Genomic DNA, 16,951 nt, shown 5'->3' on the forward strand with positions numbered 1-16,951 from the left:
GGGGACACCGGATTCGCGAAGTCATAGCAAAGCAAGATAATTATTTCTGTCCATTTAAATAGGGGACATCAAAGTGTGACATGGAAGAAAACCGTCATCTAAAAATCGTCGAGCTATGTCTTTCGACCCTCGGACAGAATGAATTTATTGACCATTTCCTGACATTGATCAAAAAAATTGGTGCGGTTCAATCGACGATTTTTTCCTTCAATGAAGAAAAGCCCGTTTGTTTGCTATCTCGCAATCTGGAAGTGTCGCTGGTTGGAGAAATGGTTACCGCCATCTATCTGTCAGGCTGGTACAAGTCGGACCCATTGAACAGGGAAATCAGGCTCCTTCCTGAAGGAGCACTTGTCATTCGTCACATTGCAGATATGACCGATGACTATCCAGACGACTACAAGCAGGCATTCTATTCTCTGTTCAAGGAGAAAAATCCCAAGATCGGATTGGCGGACCGGATGTCGATCCTGCTTGTAGGAAACAAATTGCGACTGATCGTGCAGATTTATTTCACGCACACCAATTCCCCTCATAAAAACAATCCCTTGCTGCCCATTCTGGGCCATCTTGCCTTGCAGCATTTTGAAATGGCGGAAGAAACAGCCTCAAAGGATTTTCCGATAGTTCTCACGAGCCTTTCAGATCGTGAGCGCCAGGTCTGCCTAGGCATTTTGTCCGGCAAGAAGGCCGAACTGATCGCAGCGGATATGGAAGTGGCCCCGTCCACTGTCGTCACCTACCGCCGCCGCGCCTATGAGAAGCTCGGAATCTCCTCTCGCTCTGCCCTTTTCGAGATCTGTGGCAACTAGAGGCAGCAACCGCAAGCGGGCTTCATCTCCCTGTCATGAGGACGGGCTAGGGAGCTATGCGATATTGCAGTGCAGCCAATATTGGAGCTTCCCTGTTCAAAGAAAGCTTTTCAACAGGGGAAAATTCGTATAGAGCTTGCGCCAACTTCCCAAATAATCGGGCCGCTATATCCCATGCCGGTTGTCTCCGGCCCAACAGGCTATGCCCGAAAAACTAGAGACAGACCTTATGAATCTGCGCAACATTGCGATTATTGCCCACGTTGACCACGGCAAAACAACGCTGATTGACGAACTGCTCAAATCTTCCGGCATGTTTCGTGAAAACCAGAAAACCGAAGAACGCATGATGGATAGCAATGATATCGAGCGTGAGCGCGGTATCACCATTCTCGCCAAAGTGACGAGCCTTGAGCATAACGGCACCCGCATCAACATCGTGGACACCCCCGGTCATGCCGACTTCGGCGGCGAGGTTGAGCGCATCCTGCATATGGTTGACGGCGTCATCGTTCTGGTGGACGCTGCCGAAGGCCCCATGCCTCAGACCAAATTTGTTGTCTCCAAGGCACTTGGCCTTGGCCTGCGTCCCATTGTGGCGATCAACAAGATCGACAAGCCCGAACAACGGGCCGAAGAAGTTCTTGATGAGGTCTTTGACCTTTTTGCCAATCTGGACGCCAACGAAGAACAGCTCGACTTCCCCGTTCTCTACGGTTCTGCCAAAAATGGCTGGATGGCCAATGAACCGGACGGCCCGAAGACCGACATGGAGCCGCTGTTTGATCTGGTTGTCAAACATGTACCCGCTCCAAAGGTAGAAAAAGGCGAGTTCCGCCTGCTGGCAACCACAATCGAAAGCGACAATTTCCTTGGCCGCATTCTGACCGGACGCATTCTGGCCGGTGAAGTCACCCCGAACATGGCCGTCAAGGGTCTCTCCCGTGATGGCAAACTGATCGAGAATGGTCGCATTTCGAAAGTGCTGGCTTTCCGCGGCCTGGAACGTCAGGCCATTGAAAAGGGCGAAGCGGGCGATATTGTTTCCATTGCCGGATTGCAAAAAACCACGGTTGCGGACACCATTTGCGCCCCATCGGTGACCGAAGCCCTTCAGGCCCAGCCGATTGATCCTCCGACCCTGTCCATGACGTTCCGCGTCAATGACAGCCCCCTTGCGGGCACGGAAGGCGACAAGGTTCAGAGCCGTGTCATCCGCTCTCGCCTGCTCTCCGAAGCCGAAGGCAATGTCGCGCTCAAAGTCACGGAAGCAAAGGGCACCGACGCCTTCATCGTATCGGGCCGTGGCGAACTGCTGCTCTCGATCCTCATCGAGAATATGCGTCGTGAAGGCTTCGAACTTGGCATTGGTCGCCCGCAGGTGGTGATGCAGAAAGACGAAAACGGCACACGCCTCGAGCCAATCGAGGAAGTCATCATCGATGTGGATGACGAATATTCCGGCATCGTGGTGCAGAAGATGCAGGAACGCAAAGCTGAAATGATCGAGATGCGCCCATCGGGCGGCGGTCGCACACGCCTTGTTTTCTATGCCCCGACCCGTGGCCTCATTGGCTATCAGTCCGAGCTTCTCTCCGACACCCGTGGCACGGCCATCCTCAACCGGATTTTCCATGAATATGCCCCTCACAAAGGGGATATTGCATCGCGCAACACCGGTGTTCTTCTGTCCAATGGCAATGGTGATGCGGTTGCCTACGCCCTTTGGCAGCTTGAAGACCGTGGCCCGATGATGATCACTCCGGGAACCAAGGTCTATGAGGGCATGATCATTGGTGAGCATACACGCGGCAATGATCTGGAAGTCAATGTGCTCAAGGGCAAACAGCTGACCAACATCCGCTCTTCCGGCAAGGACGACGCCATCAAGCTGACCACGCCGATCAAGCTCAGCCTTGAAGCGGCGCTATCCTATATTGCAGAAGATGAACTCGTCGAGGTAACGCCAAAATCGATTCGGTTGCGTAAGATTCTGCTCGATCCGAATGATCGCAAAAGAGCTGAACGGGCCGCCAAGAAAAGCGCCTGACCCTTTTCGATTCGCCACCAAAACAAAAGCCGTGCTGGGCAACCAGTACGGCTTTACTTTTGAAACTTTCGTCCTATAGTCGTGCTTCCTTCCTGCTCTGTTTCCTTCCTGCTCCCGGGGAATAACCAAGATGAAACGCATCGTGATCATTGGTAGTGCCGGCTCGGGCAAGACCACACTGGCCCTTGCTTTGGCCAGCCGCTTGCAGCTGCCCTTAACGCATCTGGACCGGCATTTCTGGCTTCCCGGCTGGAAAGAAAAGGACAATCTGCAATTCCTCTCGGAAATAGAAACCATTGCAGAACGAGAAAGCTGGATCATCGAAGGCAATTACAGCCAGACATTGCCGATGTGCCTCAAACGGGCAGACTTTTTCATTTATCTCAGGCCAAACCGAATCCGTTGTGTTCTTCGTGTCATCAAGCGCCATCTAAAACACAGAGGCAAAGAACGCGAAGATCTCGCACCAGGATGCCCAGAAGGCATAAGTCTGTCCTATTTGCAGTGGGTCTGGAATTTCGACAAGAAATCCGGTCCGAAACTTCAGGGGCATTTTGACGCTTTCAAACGGCGAAAACAGGAGCTTGCAAGCCCAACGGACGTTCGGATTTTTCTTGGCAAGGTTGATGAGAGAAAGACCTCATGAAACGCATCACCATCATTGGCTCATCAGGGTCTGGAAAGTCGACGCTGGCCTTCGCCCTGGCGGAAAAGCTTGGTTTGCCAACCATCCATATCGATCAGGAATTCTGGCAACCCGACTGGACCGAACCCGAAGACAAGGCAGCCTTCCTTGCCCATATGCATGCCATCATGGACAGCGATGAGTGGATCATCGAGGGAAATTACACCACCAATGCCGATCTTCCCAAACGGCTTGAACGCAGCGACTTGCTCATTTTCATGGATCCTCCGCGCCTTTTATGCATGTGGGGCATCCTGACGCGGATCCTCAAGACCTATGGCCGGGTGCGCAAGGACATGGCTCCGGGATGCCCCGAGCGCCTTGACTGGGAGTTTATCAAATATGTCTGGAATTTCCCGAAAACCCAGCGCCCGAAGCTCAAGGCCTTTTACGATGGGCATGAGGGCCACAAAGTGCGCCTGACCGGAAGAAGCAGCGTCAAAAGCTTCCTCATATCAATCAGGAACGGCTCTCAACCCCAGGGACCCGACTGATCCGGCTCATCATCGCGACCACCAGCGCTCCCGCCGCTCCATGGACCGTCAATCTGCTCGTCTTGTCGCATCTGCGCCCGGCGTTGGCTCGCCCCGAGCGTTACCCCGCTGCTGACTTTCAATGGTGCCTGCCCGCCATACCATTCCCCTTGCAGAGCTTGCAGCGCATCGATCCGGTTCTGCGTATCCGGGTGGGTGGAAAAGAGATTGTCCATCTTCTGTCCCGAAAGCGGATTTATGATGAACATGTGAGCCGTCGCAGGGTGCGCCTCGGCGGTAACATTCACCGTCCGGCCCGCTGCATTGGCGATCTTTGCCAAAGCGGATGCAAGCCAGAGCGGTTGTCCGCAAATCTCTGCACCGATCCGGTCAGCCTCATATTCCCTTGTTCTGCTGATGGCCATCTGCACAACAGAGGCAGCAAGGGGAGCAAGGATCATGATCGCAATCGTGCCGACAATCCCCAATCCTCCACCTTCCCGGTCTCGCCCGCCACCAAAGAAGAGGGCGAAGTTGGCAAGCATCGAAATGGCACCGGCAAGCGTCGCCGTAACGGTCATCGTCAGGATGTCATAATTCTTGATATGCGCCAGTTCATGCGCCATGACACCGGCCACTTCCTCATAAGTCAGCCGATTGAGCAATCCGGTCGAGGCTGCCACCGCAGCATTTTGCGGATTACGCCCCGTCGCAAAGGCATTGGGCTGATCGCTGTTGATCAGATAGACGCGCGGCATCGGCAAACCGGCCGATTGCGCCAGCTTCTGGACGATCTCGTAATATTCCGGTGCAGTGCGAGCATCCACCTCAACGGCATTATGCATCCGCAGCACCATCTTGTCCGAATTCCAGTAACTGAAGACATTCATCCCCAGCGCAAAGATAAAGGCAATCACCATGCCGCCCGAGCCACCGAGCATATAGCCTATGGCCATGAACAGGCCTGTCATGGCAGCCAGCAACAATGTGGTCCGGAAAAAATTCATAGTGGTTTCATCCCTTTTCTCAATTCAGATCATTGGATCCTATCCTGGCTTCTTATATGGTGAAACCCGAGACCAATTTTCAAGATAAGAAACTCAAAGTGAGGGAAACAATGACAGAGGAAACTCCGAACAGACAGTTCGTTGACATCAATTCCCCCGAATTCAAGACAGAAACGGTAAGAGAGCAGAGCACAGAGGAAGAAAAACCGAAGGCACCACGCCGCAAATTCGAAGATCTGCCGCCTGCTGCTCAACGTGCGTTGCTTGAAGCCGAAGACCGTCGCAAGGAACGAGATGCGCTCAAGATAAGCCAGAACCGCCCAAAAGAATATAGTGGTCGTGGCGGCCTCGATCCGTCCCGCTATGAAGATTATGAAATCAACGGCAGAGCCATTGATTTTTAAAAAAACGAAAAGGCGAGCGGTTAAACCACTCGCCTTTCTTTTTCCCAAGCGGAAGACTTACAAATCGGAAGACTTTTTCCAGATATTGATGTCTTCATCCTCAGCGTAGTGATCGATTTCCTGAAGCTCCTCTGCGCTGAATTCAAGATTACCCACCGCACCGACGCAATCGATGATCTGCTCAGGGCGGGACGCGCCGATCAGCGCCGTGGTAATACCTTCATCGCGCAGAACCCAGGCAATCGCCATCTGGGCAAGAGACTGCCCCCGCCGCGCCGCAATCTCATTGAGTTTTTTCAGCTTCTCAACCGCAGCTTCGGTGATCATTTCCCTCTTGAGGAAACCACCGCGCACCACACGGGAATCCTCAGGAATACCATTAAGATACTTGTTGGTGAGCATGCCTTGCGCCAGTGGCGTGAAAGCAATCGAGCCGACACCCAGCTCCTTGAGGGTATCTTTCAGACCATCCCGCTCCAGCCAGCGATTGAGCATGTTGTAGGAAGGCTGATGGATGAGACACGCGGTGCCGAGATCCTTCAGGATCCGAACCGCTTCGCGCGTGCGCTCTGAATTGTAAGAGGAAATGCCCACATACAGCGCCTTGCCCTGCCTGACAATGCTATCAAGCGCACCCATGGTTTCTTCCAGCGGTGTTTCCGGGTCAAATCTGTGCGAATAGAAAATATCCACATACTCAAGCCCCATGCGCTTGAGGGACTGGTCGCAAGAGGCAATCAGATTCTTTCGACTGCCGAACTCGCCATAAGGCCCTTCCCACATATAGTATCCTGCCTTGGAAGAGACGATCAGCTCGTCACGGTGCGCCTTGAAATCAGTACGCAGGATTTCGCCGAAGGCTTCCTCGGCCGACCCCGGAGGCGGGCCATAATTGTTGGCAAGATCAAAATGGGTAATGCCCAGATCAAAGGCCGTCCGGCACATCGCCTGCTTTGTCTCGAAGGGGGTTGTATGGCCAAAATTGTGCCACAGGCCAAGCGATATGGCGGGCAATTTCAGCCCCGACTTTCCACACCGACGATAAGGCATGGTATCGTATCGGTTATTCGCGGGACAATAAGTCATTCAAATCCTCCAATTCACTAAACGATCGAGATCGGACATCAATGCGCAATCTCATGCTTTCCTGGCAATTCTGGGCAATTCTGTCAGCAACCTTTGCGGCCCTGACGGCAATCTTCGCGAAAATCGGAGTGGCAGACATCGGTTCCGACTTTGCCACGTTCATCCGAACAATCGTCATTCTTATCGCACTTGCTGTCAGTCTGACAATCATCGGCGGCTGGGAAAGCCCATTTTCTCTCAGCGCCAAATCAATTCTTTTCCTCGTCCTGTCCGGTCTTGCGACCGGCGCATCCTGGATATGCTATTTCAGAGCCCTGAAAATCGGCCAGGCGTCTCAGGTCGCTCCCATCGACAAATTGAGCGTGGTGCTGGTAGCCCTATTTGGCGCCCTTTTCCTTGGCGAACAGCTCTCTTTGGGCGGCTGGCTCGGTGTTGGTTTCATTGCCACCGGCGCCACCCTGATCGCCTTGTTCTGAAACACGGCACAAATCAGCAAGCATTGCAGCCGTGACTGCCATCATAAGCATTAACCGGTGGGCTTTGCCAGCCAACGAGGCGACCCGCAACCGGCTTATACACCTCCATCAAGAGAGGATAGCAGGCGGCGACATCGCTTGAATGCTCGGCCGAGCAATCGCCGCCCGGACAAGCGCTTTGCACCGCCAGAAGATCGATCTCCGCAAAGAGCCCCAGATAATCGCCAGCGCGCACCGGGCTTGCCTTCATGAAATACTGCCCGGTATCGCGAGTAAAACCGGTACACATGAAGACGTTAAGCACATCGTGGATATGACCTTCAGCCTCTTTGAGCGGCAGATTCCGGGCGCGGCTCAGAGCCCGCGTCAGATTGGAATGGCAGCAATAGTGATAATCCTCTCCACCTAAGATCCGCGCAGTATAGGGATCGCACCGCGTCCCGATCACATCATGCACCGAACCACCAAACTCATCGATGCCGTACCAGGCAAGGGAGTCCTCGATCACCGTTGCCATCGGACGCATATGGGGGAAGCTTGACCAGAGCTGGTCACCGATGCTCACGTGCGAGCCATGCAAGGCCCGCGTCTTGCCCGAGTAGAAACGCTCATCGAGATTGGTGCTGTTAAAAAGATTGAGATCACCGACTTGTGGCCCTTCCGGGCAGACAATCCGCAGAAGATGGCCCGCTGGCACCTCGATAGCGGCAGCATCCCGTGGCGGCACGATGACCTCGTCAACCTTCTCCGCTCCCTCAAAGGCCGATTGGTAAAGCGCAACATCCGCTTTCGGCAATGTCTCGGTTGGATAGCAAATGACGGGTTTGACAGAGCGACGCTCATCGGCGTCCTCAGGTATCGATGAAGGACTCATGGGAAATCTCAAATCAGAAAGGAACAATGCACTATTCTGACAGTTCCGCGCCTTCCAATGCAATGAAAAATCCCGACATTGAGAAAAATGCCGGGACTTTTTTATCATCGACCTATTGGGTTTTCTGTGTCCTGAAACGCAAGCGAAGAAGCGGGAAGCCCGAATGCGGGTCATTCACCTGTTTCTCTCCCTCGAACCCGTAGGCAGCATAGAAACGCCGACCAATGGGATTGTCGACAAAAACCTCTACCACGAGATCACCCTTCAGCGTCACGGCCTTGTCGACCAGCGCCCGTCCAATGCCTTGACCATGACAATCTGGATGAACGAACAGCCCGCCGATCAAATCATCAAGCAGCCCGATGAAGCCCACCACTTGTCCATCCTGTTCACAGACCCAGGTTTCTGCCATCTTGAGATAGATGTCACGTGTCAGCCTTTCCGCCCTTTGCTGAAATTCCTCGGAAAGAAAGGGATGGGCCAGATCACTGGCACTGCGCCACACCGTCATCACGGCTTCAGTATCGTCAGTTTCAAATTTACGGATCATGATCTTTATGTCCTGAAAATGGGGCAATTGCACATCACTCCATGTGCTTGCCGATAGTCGTCAAATGGTTACACAAACCCCTCGCACGGCATGGCGCACGATGCTTACGGGATCCGGAAATAAAAGGGGAAGCCCTTTGGCTTCCTGACCATCAACGGGACATCAAAACTCCATTTGCAAGACAGACACTGGCGGGATTACACACTGATCCATTCGAAGTCAACGTGACAAAAAAACCCGACCTGACAAACAGGCCGGGATTCCACTTTGATCAGTCTTGGCAACCAACAGGCAGGAAAGCGAGACAATGCGCGCTGCCCGGCCTATTGCCTATGCGATCTTACATAGCGCCATATTTATAGAGGCGTGGTTCTGCTTCAACCAACTCGTCTTCATCGATCTCAGCAACGCAGCGAACCATGGAGCCGTCGCCCATGTGCCAACGGATTGGCAGAGCGAAGAAGCGGAATTTCTTGTTTTTGACCTTGTCGAGATCACCGCCAAGGTTTTCAACGCCGACGATGCCATGACCCAGCAGATATTTGTGGCATGGTTCCCAGGTGCCAGGGCAACCGATGGCTTCCAGATCACCGAATTTTTCGTCGTATTTTTCTTTGCCATGGATCTTGATATAGAGCTCGCGGTCAAATTCGGCATAGGCTTCTTCACCGAATTCATCGATATATTCCTGACAGATGTCACGGCCAGTGTAACCAGGCAGTTTCATGCAAGTACCGTTATTGCCCATGGACGTGTGCAGCGGATGGTCAAGAGCCTGCTGGTCAAGAGCAACCACTTTGACTTTGTGATCCACGAACCATTTACCAGCGTCGATGCCGGTACCCAGAGAATAATGATAATATTCTTTGGTGTCGTCGAAGATGCGGTGCATGCCGGTATTGAGGCAAACAACCATGCCTTCCAGATCAGACGGTTTCATGCCAGCGCGCTCAACAGCTGCTTCAAGATCTTCCGGCATGATCAGCTTCCAGCGATCTACGCGAACGTCAAGGCAGACAGCGTCGCCGCAATAGGCGTCAACAGGCAGCTCATGAGTATAAAGCGCGCGGCTGCCGTCGAACATTTTTTCCATGACGTGACGGGGAGCATCGCAGTGAGTACCGGTATGCATGGTGCATTTGATCGACTGGGTCAAAACACCTGCTTTGGCCATGCTGTGCATTGGAGCGATTTCCGGTTTGGAGAAATATGGCCACAGTGGCATATCACCAAAGAACGGATGACTCAGATCGACGAAAACTTTTTTTCCCATTTTAGACTCCATCATTGTCGCTCAAAAAAGAGCTTGAAAACAACACAAGCGCATCCCTCAAACCCTGAAGGGCCTGTTCCTCGACAGGGACGCAGGCAAAAGCCAACAGAGTGTTTGCATCACTCCCATTGACTGTCCGCAGCACCGGCAAACCTTACCGTTTCTACGGACGCCGGTGATCAGCGACCTTTAAGATTGCCTCTGTCATGATGTGGTTTGGTCGGAAAGAACAAACCGTTTCATGATCGGCTTAGTCTTCGTGGGTCCTCCACTTCGGCCAACTTTTTGTTTCCTCACCTGTTCCGCCTTACGGGATATGTGTATCGCAATATGGACATTAGTACAATGCGGAATCTCCCCATCCACCCACATCGTGATACAATTGTTGAAATCAAATGATTGACGGGCAAAAAAATGAAATGTTGCCCACAATGTGATCAACACAAAGGCGTACCCGTTGGTTTTCGCTCTTTTGGCAAAGACGAGGCTTCAGACATCAAAAAACCCGAGGCACATGTCATGCCTCGGGTCGAATCGTGAAAGCTGGCAACAGGATGGGCCGCAAGGCCCTCATTGGCGCGTGAAATGAAATGTTGACGAAGCCCGCATCGCCATCGCCGGTTCCGCTTCTTTCTTCAGCAAGCCAATATTGGAACAATCCCGAGCCGCAAAGAGTCAGTCAGGGAGCGGACAACCATAACCGCACCAGCCCCCTGATCAGATCCTTGTCCGCTCGCTTAATAGTGAACGGACCTTGCTGTGCCCGGAACTTCCAGAGGCGGTGCAAATTTCGTCAGATTGATACCTTCCACCGCAGTTTGATATTCCTCCAGCGTTGGCGTACGGCCAAGGATCGCCGACAGAACAACAACCGGGGTTGATGCCAACAGGGACTCCCCTTTCTTCTCGGCACTGTCAGCCACTACGCGGCCCTGGAAAAGACGGGTCGAGGTCGCCAGAACGGTGTCGCCTTTGGCAGCCTTTTCCTGGTTGCCCATGCAAAGGTTGCAGCCCGGACGTTCCAGATAAAGAATATTTTCATATTCGGTACGAGCAGTTGTCTTGGGTGCGCTGTCGTCAAATTCGAAGCCGGAGTATTTTTCAAGAACACTCCAGTCTCCCTCTTCCTTCAACTCGTCAATGATGTTGTAGGTCGGAGCAGCGACCACGAGCGGAGCCTTAAACTCCACCTTGCCCGTTGCCTTTTCAAGATTCTTGAGCATCTGGGCAACGATCTTCATATCGCCTTTGTGCACCATGCATGAGCCCACAAACCCAAGGTCCACTTTCTTGTCGCCGCCATAGTAGGAGACGGGACGGATCGTGTCGTGGGTATAGCGCTTGGAAACATCAGCATTGTTGACATCCGGATCGGCAATCATCGGCTCGTTGATTTCATCGAGATCAACAACCACCTCGGCGAAATATTTCGCATTGCCATCAGGGATCAACGCTGGCTTCTCGCCGGATTTGATCTCGGAAATGCGCTTGTCGGCCTTGTCGATAAGACCCTGAAGCACTTTCTTGTCATTATCCATGCCCTTGTCGATCATCACCTGAATACGGCTCTTGGCCAGTTCCAGCGACCCGATCAGGGTTTCATCATTGGAAATACAGATGGACGCCTTGGCTTTCATCTCGGCGGTCCAGTCCGTGAAGGTAAAGGCCTGGTCAGCCAGCAGCGTACCAATATGCACTTCGATCACACGACCCTGGAAGACGTTGTCACCATGCTGCTTGAGCATCTGGGCCTGGGTCGCATGAACCACATCACGGAAGTCCATGTAATCGGCCATCTTGCCCTTGAAGGTCACCTTGACCGATTCAGGAATCGGCATGGTTGCTTCACCGGTTGCCAATGCAAGAGCAACGGTCCCGGAGTCAGCCCCGAAAGCGACGCCCTTGGACATGCGCGTATGGCTGTCGCCACCGATAATGATGTCCCAGTCATCCACTGTAATGTCGTTCAGCACCTTGTGGATCACATCCGTCATCGGATGATAGACGTCCTTCGGATCGCGACCGGTGATCAGCCCGAACTTGTTCATGAAGGCCATGAGTTTCGGCGTGTTGGCCTGAGCCTTCAGATCCCATACCGAAGCCGTGTGACAACCGGACTGATAGGCTCCATCAAGAGTAGGAGAAATGATGGTTGCCGCCATGGATTCCAGCTCCTGTGCGGTCATCAGACCGGTCGTGTCCTGCGAACCAACAATATTGACCTTGACGCGAACGTCAGAGCCCGCGAGCAGCGGCAATGTGGAAGAGACACCCACGGCATTCTTGTTGAAAATTTTCTCAACCGCAGTCAGACCCTGACCTTCAGAAGTGACTTCCTTGGCCGGAGCAAACACAGCTGGCGCTTCGATGCCGAGGGTTTCAGCGGCAAATGTCTGCAATTTCTTGCCGAAGACGATGGCATAAGACCCGCCAGCCTTCATGAACTCGACCTTTTGCGGTGTGAAGGCAGACGCCACATCGGCCAGCTCTTCACTGCCATCTTCATTCAGAAGCTTTTTGTTTTTCGAATTGATCTTCAGGACAGTCCCGGTATCGACCGAATATTTCTGCTCGAGAACCGGATTGCCATCATTGTTGAGGATTGGCTTGCCGTCCTGATCAACCTTCTTGACCCAGTTCTTGAGATCAAGCCCGATGCCGCCTGTCACACCGACGGTGGTAAGGAAAATCGGAGAAATGCCATTGGTGCCCGCCACGACCGGAGCGATGTTGACGAAAGGCACATAGGGACTGGCCGGCTTGCCGGTCCAGAGCGCCACATTGTTGACGCCGGACATGCGCGAAGAGCCGACACCCATGGTGCCTTTTTCCGCGATCAGCATCACACGCTTGCCGGGATGCTGCAATTTCAGCGCCTGAATTTCCTTCTGTGCCTGCTCCGAGATCAGGCATTTGCCGTGCAACTCCCGGTCCGCACGAGAATGGGCCTGATTGCCCGGAGAGAGAAGGTCGGTGGAAATGTCACCCTCGGCCGCAACATAAGTCACGACCTCGATTTCTTCCTCGATATCCGGCAGTTTGGTGAAGAATTCGGCATTGGCATAGCTTTCAAGGATATCCTTGGCAAAAGCATTCCCTTGTTTGTAGGCAGCCTGAAGGCGATCGGTATCGGCATCATAAAGGAAGACCTGGGTTTTAAGGACGTCCGCAGCCTGACCCGCAATGGAGGCATCTTCACCAAGAGCCAGATCGAGAAGAACCTCGACCGATGGACCACCCTTCATGTGAGACAGAAGCTCGAAGGCAAAGGCTTGAGTAATCTCTTCAAGGTTCGCCTCGCCAAGGATGATCTCTTTCAGAAAGGCAGCTTTCGCGCCAGCAGCACTGGTCGTACCGGGCAGCGTGTTATAGATGAAGAAGTTTAGGGATTCCGCCCTGTGCTCGCTTCCGGCATCCTTGATCTGCTCGATGATTTCATTCAATAGAGCAGCATCCTCGATCGGCTTGGGGTTCAAACCTTGAATTTTACGGGTTTCGATTTCGTCGAGATAGTTTGTATATAAGGTCATAGTGGTCCCAGTATATCCGTTTTAAGCTCTGCCTGCCCCTTTCCGTCACTTGCAAGAAAGAAGGCGATTTAACCGTGCCGTCCTGAATGGAATGAGATCAACTCGCAATGCATTCGACCGTCGAACATTGCTCCGTCGTCGATCATCACTCGGTTTTGCAAAACAGGAGCAGCTCGCCAAACGAGAAGCGCCGAGCCGTGCACCTATTGAGATAAGTCGCATACGAGAGTCTACAAGCAACCAGATACGCCATCCAAAACTCGAAACCGATTTGGTTCCCGTAAAAAACCGTAGGCATTGAATGGGCCTGTTTTAGGGCCTTTTCATTTCAATGGCTAGATAACCGATGGTCTTGACTGCGGTTTTTTATAACCCGAATATATTGGCATGAGCTGGAATACCGCCAACAAGGAAAATCCAGTAAAAAGAATGAAATTCATGTCAAGATTTGTTGCGATTTTCAGTCCAAACAGTGAGTATCCACCCTGTGACACCTCAAAATTCAAACCTGATCCTCAATGTGAACCAACTGGGATGTGTCCGTGGAGGCAGACTGGTTCTTGAAAATGTGACTTTTACATTAAAAAGTGGCAATGCTCTGGTCATTACCGGACCGAACGGTATCGGCAAGTCATCGCTTCTGCGCACGCTGGCCGGCCTTGTTCGCTCCCATAAGGGAACGATCAAACTGGAAGGTGGTGACGAAGAATTGACCGTTGGCCAGCAAGTCCACTATTTCGGCCATGCCGAACCCATCAAGGCAGCCTTCACCTGCAAGGAAAACCTGCATTTCTGGCAGACATTCTTTGGCCATCCCACCAGAAGCCCCTATGAAGCCTTGCAAGAAGTGGAGCTCGAAGACCTTATCGATCTCCCCACCGCCTACTTGTCCGCAGGCCAACGGCGGCGCCTGTCACTGGCCCGCCTGCTGGTGAGCCATCGCCCCATATGGTTGCTCGACGAGCCGACATCGGCACTCGACAAGGCATCCGAACACCGTTTGGAAATTCTGATGGCCGAACATCTCGCAAGTGGAGGAATGATCATCGCGGCGACCCACGCACCTTTGGGCCTGATAGACCCAGAGCGCCTGCATCTTCAGCATCACCATCACGCATCAACGTCCGAGTTGGAGGATTGATCATGTCTGCCATGGGCGCACTCTTTTCCCGCGAATTGAAACTCTCTGTCCGCATAGGTGGCGGAGCCATGATGGGCGTCCTGTTTTTCCTCATCGTGGTCACAATCTTTCCCTTTGCCGTCGGCCCGGATCTGAACCTTCTGGCCCGCATTGGTCCGGCCATTCTCTGGATCGGAGCCCTGCTTGCAACATTGTTGGGGCTCGACCGGCTGTTTCAGGCAGATCAGGAGGACGGCTCGCTTGATCTTCTGTTGCTCAGCGAGCACCCTCTCGAGCTGATCATTCTGATCAAATGCATCGCTCAATGGGTATCGACCGGCCTGCCCCTCGTCATTGCCACGCCACTTCTCTCGCTGTTTCTGAATGTCGAACCCATCGGCATTGCCGCAGTCACCGCCACTTTGCTGATAGGCACCCCCGCCCTCACGCTCATCGGGGCGGTAGGTGCTGCATTGACCGTCATCCTGCGCAGGGGTGGGCTTTTGCTCTCCATCCTCATCCTGCCCCTCACCATCCCGATCCTGATTTTCGGGGTTAGCGCCTCTTTGGGAGCGGTCACCGACCCGGCCCCGTTTGACACGCCTTTCTATATTCTTTGCGGTTTATCCCTGCTCTATCTGGTCGTCGGACCTGTAGCCGCGGCCGCCGCCCTGCGATCAGCTCAGGAATAACACGCAAAAACACGGAATTGGTTTGGCAACAATTGGCTTTGTTACCAAATCGTAATTCGCCGAAGCCACATCTCATGATATTTGTCATGGTGACTGACACCAATTTGAAATGAAGTCGCAACGACAAACCGATCACAAGCCAAGCGAAGTCGATACCGAGTGAACGAAGGTGACTAGGATGGGAAAAAAATCATTCCATATTTGGGAGCTGGCCAATCCCACACGCTTTTTGATTATCCTTGATCGGATCATGAAACCGCTCTTGATTCTGACCATTCTTTCAATTGCTGTCGGACTTTATTTCTCGCTTTTTGCTTCGCCCGAAGACTATCAGCAGGGGGCCACAGTGCGGATCATGTATATTCATGTACCAGCCGCCTGGCTTGCCATGTTCGCCTATACCGTGATGACGATTGCCTCTCTTGGCACATTGGTCTGGAAACATCCCCTGGCTGACGTCTCCGCCAAGTCCGCAGCCCCTCTTGGCGCTGCCTTTTCCTTCATCTGCCTGACGACCGGCAGTTTCTGGGGCAAACCCATGTGGGGCACCTGGTGGGTATGGGACGCACGTCTCACCTCGATGCTGATCCTGTTCATCATCTATCTGGGCCTGATGTCTCTCTGGCGTGCAATCGAAGACCCGATCAGGGCCGGCAAGGCGGTTGCCATTCTGACCCTTGTGGGATTTGTGATCATCCCCATCATCAAATTCTCTGTCGACTGGTGGAGCACGCTCCATCAGCCAGCCACCGTGTTCACCATGGACGGCCCCAAAATGGCAAGCTCCATGTTGGTGCCGCTGTTGATCATGGCCGTCGCTTCCACCCTGCTTTTCACCGTTCTGCATTTGAAGGCAATGAAAAACGAAATCCTGCGTCGCCGGATCCGCTCCATGCAAATGAGAGCCGCCCGCAAAGCCGGCTCGGGAGCAACCTCTGTCGCCACGCCTTCCACACCATGAACCGCAAGAGAATGATCAAGACGAACCAGTCGAACAGCCAACGGATGACTTCAGGCCATGATTGAAATCTTTGGAAAATACTCGGGATATATCCTCGCATCCTATGGAATTTCCGCTGTCACCATTCTTCTTCTCATCATTTGGGTGTATCAGGATGGACGGATCCTAAACAAAACATTATCCGAGCTTAACGAAAGGGGCATCCGGCGGCGCTCCGATCATGCTAATAAATGATCCTGTTCATCGCCCAGCAAAGACGCATTGAATAAGCCCAAACAAGCTGACTAACAACAACAAGGAATTCTCCAGCGTGAAACCGACCGAAGAAAGCCAGAAGAGCCGTTTCAACTTCTTTGTTCTGTTGCCTTTGATCGCATTTGTTGGTCTGGCAGCCCTATTCATTTACCAGATGGAGTTTGGCCGCAACCCGAACGAGGTGCCCAGCGTCTTGATCAACAAACCCGCACCGGACTTTGACTTGCCGGCCCTTGATGCATCATTCGGTATCAAGACACCGGACAATGGTCCCATTCCAGGATTGAAAACGTCTGACTTCAAGGGCAAGGTTTCGGTGGTCAATGTCTGGGCCTCCTGGTGCCCGACCTGTCGCGACGAACATCCCTTGCTGCTTGAAATGACCAAGGACAACCGTTTTGAGCTGGTTGGCTTTGCCTACAAGGACGAGCCGGCGAACTCGGCACGGTTTCTCAAAAACCATGGCAACCCGTTTGATATCATTGCCATGGATGTATCAGGTCGTGTCGGCATTGACTGGGGAGTCTATGGCGCACCCGAGACCTTCATTGTCGATCGCCAGGGCACCATTCGCTACAAGCATATCGGCGCACTGACCAGAAGCAGCCTTGCCAGCAGTTTCATGCCGAAACTGGAAGAGATTCTCGCAGAAGGCAAATAGCCCGCAAAGAGCCATACGAGATTGGCTCCTCACGACTAGCGC

17 protein-coding genes are annotated in these 16,951 nt (G+C 53.0%); 11 read left to right on the forward strand and 6 right to left on the reverse strand.

All coding sequences use genetic code 11. From position 1 onward, the window contains the following. Positions 1–80: 80 nt before the first annotated feature. The 4 genes from ACHZB8_RS01565 to ACHZB8_RS01580 all read left to right on the forward strand — a co-directional run bounded on the left by ACHZB8_RS01565 (position 81) and on the right by ACHZB8_RS01580 (position 4,041). Positions 81–812 (forward strand): helix-turn-helix transcriptional regulator, encoded by a 732-nt coding sequence (locus ACHZB8_RS01565; protein ID WP_316858261.1) that lies wholly within the window; start codon positions 81–83, stop codon positions 810–812. A gap of 229 nt (positions 813–1,041) precedes the next feature. Then, positions 1,042–2,862: a translational GTPase TypA gene (gene typA / locus ACHZB8_RS01570; RefSeq protein ID WP_316858262.1), complete on the forward strand. Its 1,821-nt coding sequence runs from the start codon at positions 1,042–1,044 to the stop codon at positions 2,860–2,862. Between the two features lie 130 nt (positions 2,863–2,992). Further along, positions 2,993–3,508, forward strand: coding sequence for a hypothetical protein (locus ACHZB8_RS01575; protein ID WP_316858263.1), 516 nt, complete (start codon positions 2,993–2,995; stop codon positions 3,506–3,508). Continuing rightward, on the forward strand, positions 3,505–4,041 hold the full coding sequence (locus tag ACHZB8_RS01580) for a hypothetical protein (protein WP_316858265.1): 537 nt from the start codon (positions 3,505–3,507) through the stop codon (positions 4,039–4,041). The genes ACHZB8_RS01575 and ACHZB8_RS01580 overlap by 4 nt, the downstream gene beginning before the upstream one ends. Here ACHZB8_RS01580 and htpX read toward each other — a convergent pair. Next, positions 4,020–5,027: a zinc metalloprotease HtpX gene (gene htpX / locus ACHZB8_RS01585; protein WP_316858267.1), complete on the reverse strand. Its 1,008-nt coding sequence runs from the start codon at positions 5,025–5,027 to the stop codon at positions 4,020–4,022. The two genes, ACHZB8_RS01580 and htpX, sit on opposite strands and share 22 nt — an antisense overlap. Positions 5,028–5,137: 110 nt before the next feature. Here htpX and ACHZB8_RS01590 point away from each other — a divergent pair, with 110 nt between their 5' ends. After that, the gene (locus tag ACHZB8_RS01590) at positions 5,138–5,431 is read left to right on the forward strand and encodes a DUF1674 domain-containing protein (RefSeq protein WP_316858268.1); all 294 of its coding nucleotides are present in this window, start codon (positions 5,138–5,140) and stop codon (positions 5,429–5,431) included. 57 nt (positions 5,432–5,488) lie between these two features. Here the strand turns inward: ACHZB8_RS01590 and mgrA are convergent, their stop codons facing one another. Continuing rightward, entirely contained in the window at positions 5,489–6,517 is a 1,029-nt protein-coding gene (gene mgrA, locus ACHZB8_RS01595) for an L-glyceraldehyde 3-phosphate reductase (protein WP_316858269.1), read from the reverse strand. Between the two features lie 41 nt (positions 6,518–6,558). Between mgrA and ACHZB8_RS01600 the strand changes: the two genes are divergently transcribed. After that, positions 6,559–6,993: an EamA family transporter gene (locus ACHZB8_RS01600; RefSeq protein ID WP_316858271.1), complete on the forward strand. Its 435-nt coding sequence runs from the start codon at positions 6,559–6,561 to the stop codon at positions 6,991–6,993. A 13-nt stretch (positions 6,994–7,006) separates the two neighbouring features. Here ACHZB8_RS01600 and ACHZB8_RS01605 read toward each other — a convergent pair whose 3' ends face one another. The 4 genes from ACHZB8_RS01605 to ACHZB8_RS01620 all read right to left on the reverse strand — a co-directional run bounded on the left by ACHZB8_RS01605 (position 7,007) and on the right by ACHZB8_RS01620 (position 13,220). After that, positions 7,007–7,867, reverse strand: coding sequence for a DUF1989 domain-containing protein (locus ACHZB8_RS01605; protein ID WP_316858273.1), 861 nt, complete (start codon positions 7,865–7,867; stop codon positions 7,007–7,009). A gap of 112 nt (positions 7,868–7,979) precedes the next feature. After that, entirely contained in the window at positions 7,980–8,417 is a 438-nt protein-coding gene (locus tag ACHZB8_RS01610; RefSeq protein ID WP_316858275.1) for a GNAT family N-acetyltransferase, read from the reverse strand. Positions 8,418–8,757: 340 nt separating this feature from the next. Then, positions 8,758–9,690 carry a cyclase family protein gene (locus ACHZB8_RS01615; protein WP_316858276.1) on the reverse strand — a complete coding sequence of 311 codons (933 nt, stop codon included), beginning with the start codon at positions 9,688–9,690 and terminating at the stop codon, positions 8,758–8,760. Positions 9,691–10,427: 737 nt separating this feature from the next. Next, positions 10,428–13,220 (reverse strand): bifunctional aconitate hydratase 2/2-methylisocitrate dehydratase, encoded by a 2,793-nt coding sequence (locus tag ACHZB8_RS01620; protein WP_316858277.1) that lies wholly within the window; start codon positions 13,218–13,220, stop codon positions 10,428–10,430. Between the two features lie 487 nt (positions 13,221–13,707). Between ACHZB8_RS01620 and ccmA the strand changes: the two genes are divergently transcribed. From ccmA to ACHZB8_RS01645, 5 genes are all read left to right on the forward strand, one after another. After that, positions 13,708–14,361 (forward strand): heme ABC exporter ATP-binding protein CcmA, encoded by a 654-nt coding sequence (ccmA, locus tag ACHZB8_RS01625; protein WP_316858278.1) that lies wholly within the window; start codon positions 13,708–13,710, stop codon positions 14,359–14,361. An 11-nt stretch (positions 14,362–14,372) separates the two neighbouring features. After that, entirely contained in the window at positions 14,373–15,032 is a 660-nt protein-coding gene (ccmB, locus tag ACHZB8_RS01630; RefSeq protein ID WP_316858424.1) for a heme exporter protein CcmB, read from the forward strand. A 178-nt stretch (positions 15,033–15,210) separates the two neighbouring features. Continuing rightward, positions 15,211–15,993 (forward strand): heme ABC transporter permease, encoded by a 783-nt coding sequence (locus tag ACHZB8_RS01635; protein ID WP_316858279.1) that lies wholly within the window; start codon positions 15,211–15,213, stop codon positions 15,991–15,993. A gap of 57 nt (positions 15,994–16,050) precedes the next feature. Then, positions 16,051–16,227: a heme exporter protein CcmD gene (ccmD, locus tag ACHZB8_RS01640; RefSeq protein WP_316858280.1), complete on the forward strand. Its 177-nt coding sequence runs from the start codon at positions 16,051–16,053 to the stop codon at positions 16,225–16,227. A gap of 76 nt (positions 16,228–16,303) precedes the next feature. Then, positions 16,304–16,909 (forward strand): DsbE family thiol:disulfide interchange protein, encoded by a 606-nt coding sequence (locus ACHZB8_RS01645; RefSeq protein WP_316858281.1) that lies wholly within the window; start codon positions 16,304–16,306, stop codon positions 16,907–16,909. The last annotated feature ends 42 nt before the right edge of the window (positions 16,910–16,951 follow it).

Source organism: uncultured Cohaesibacter sp., from assembly GCF_963556055.3.
Taxonomy (GTDB): Bacteria; Pseudomonadota; Alphaproteobacteria; order Rhizobiales; family Cohaesibacteraceae; genus Cohaesibacter.

What these genes read in the sequence shown, in the direction of transcription:
- ACHZB8_RS01600 (WP_316858271.1), top strand. Translation starts at nt 6,559, where the DNA reads ATGCGCAATCTCATGCTTTCCTGGCAATTCTGGGCAATTCTGTCAGCA.
- htpX (WP_316858267.1), bottom strand. Translation starts at nt 5,027, where the DNA reads ATGAATTTTTTCCGGACCACATTGTTGCTGGCTGCCATGACAGGCCTG.
- ccmD (WP_316858280.1), top strand. Translation starts at nt 16,051, where the DNA reads ATGATTGAAATCTTTGGAAAATACTCGGGATATATCCTCGCATCCTAT.
- ACHZB8_RS01580 (WP_316858265.1), top strand. Translation starts at nt 3,505, where the DNA reads ATGAAACGCATCACCATCATTGGCTCATCAGGGTCTGGAAAGTCGACG.
- ACHZB8_RS01575 (WP_316858263.1), top strand. Translation starts at nt 2,993, where the DNA reads ATGAAACGCATCGTGATCATTGGTAGTGCCGGCTCGGGCAAGACCACA.
- mgrA (WP_316858269.1), bottom strand. Translation starts at nt 6,517, where the DNA reads ATGACTTATTGTCCCGCGAATAACCGATACGATACCATGCCTTATCGT.
- ACHZB8_RS01610 (WP_316858275.1), bottom strand. Translation starts at nt 8,417, where the DNA reads ATGATCCGTAAATTTGAAACTGACGATACTGAAGCCGTGATGACGGTG.
- ccmB (WP_316858424.1), top strand. Translation starts at nt 14,373, where the DNA reads ATGGGCGCACTCTTTTCCCGCGAATTGAAACTCTCTGTCCGCATAGGT.
- ACHZB8_RS01565 (WP_316858261.1), top strand. Translation starts at nt 81, where the DNA reads ATGGAAGAAAACCGTCATCTAAAAATCGTCGAGCTATGTCTTTCGACC.
- ACHZB8_RS01590 (WP_316858268.1), top strand. Translation starts at nt 5,138, where the DNA reads ATGACAGAGGAAACTCCGAACAGACAGTTCGTTGACATCAATTCCCCC.
- typA (WP_316858262.1), top strand. Translation starts at nt 1,042, where the DNA reads ATGAATCTGCGCAACATTGCGATTATTGCCCACGTTGACCACGGCAAA.
- ACHZB8_RS01615 (WP_316858276.1), bottom strand. Translation starts at nt 9,690, where the DNA reads ATGGGAAAAAAAGTTTTCGTCGATCTGAGTCATCCGTTCTTTGGTGAT.
- ACHZB8_RS01620 (WP_316858277.1), bottom strand. Translation starts at nt 13,220, where the DNA reads ATGACCTTATATACAAACTATCTCGACGAAATCGAAACCCGTAAAATT.
- ACHZB8_RS01635 (WP_316858279.1), top strand. Translation starts at nt 15,211, where the DNA reads ATGGGAAAAAAATCATTCCATATTTGGGAGCTGGCCAATCCCACACGC.
- ACHZB8_RS01605 (WP_316858273.1), bottom strand. Translation starts at nt 7,867, where the DNA reads ATGAGTCCTTCATCGATACCTGAGGACGCCGATGAGCGTCGCTCTGTC.